At 46.4% G+C, this 576-nt stretch carries 2 pseudogenes; both read left to right on the top strand.

Annotated elements, in window-relative coordinates:
• Nucleotides 1–298, top strand: a pseudogene (locus R7Z49_RS26590) (RNA degradosome polyphosphate kinase); the annotation flags it as partial.
• Nucleotides 282–576, top strand: a pseudogene (locus R7Z49_RS26585) (exopolyphosphatase); the annotation flags it as partial. The pseudogenes R7Z49_RS26590 and R7Z49_RS26585, both read left to right, overlap by 17 nt.

Here is a 576-nt window from a genome sequence, read left to right as displayed (position 1 = left end):
TGCTGGGGATCCTCAATTCTACATTTCATCCGCCGATTGGATGCCACGAAACATCGATCATCGTATCGAAGTTGCCGCTCCTGTTCGTGATCCACGTTTGAAACAGAGAATTATTGATATAACTAACATCCACTTTACCGATACAGTAAAGGCACGTTTGATAGACAAAGAGATGAGCAATAGCTATGTACCGCGCGGAAACCGTAAAAAAGTTCGCTCACAAGTTGCCATCTACGACTATCTTAAAAATATAGAAAAGCAAACAAGAAGACAAAAGTCAGATGTCTCAGATACTTGAACAAGATGAACGCTATATTGCCGCGATCGATCTCGGCTCTAATAGCTTCCACATGGTGGTGGCGAAGGTGGTCGGCAGCGACCTACAGCTCATCAGTCGCCATAAACAGAGGGTTCGTTTAGCCTCTGGCCTAGACAGTGAATTGAATTTAAGTCACGCCTCCATGGAGCGAGCGTTGGAGTGTCTTGCGATGTTCGCAGAGAGGCTGCAAGGCTTTGAGGAATCCAATGTGCGCATCGCTGCTACACACACGCTAAGAAGAGCGAAAAACGCGCATT

This window comes from Vibrio sp. 1562, from assembly GCF_033340155.1.
Classification (GTDB): Bacteria; Pseudomonadota; Gammaproteobacteria; order Enterobacterales; family Vibrionaceae; genus Vibrio; species Vibrio alginolyticus.
Note: the sequence above shows the minus strand (reverse complement) of the source record. Positions and strands in the feature narration are given on the sequence as shown.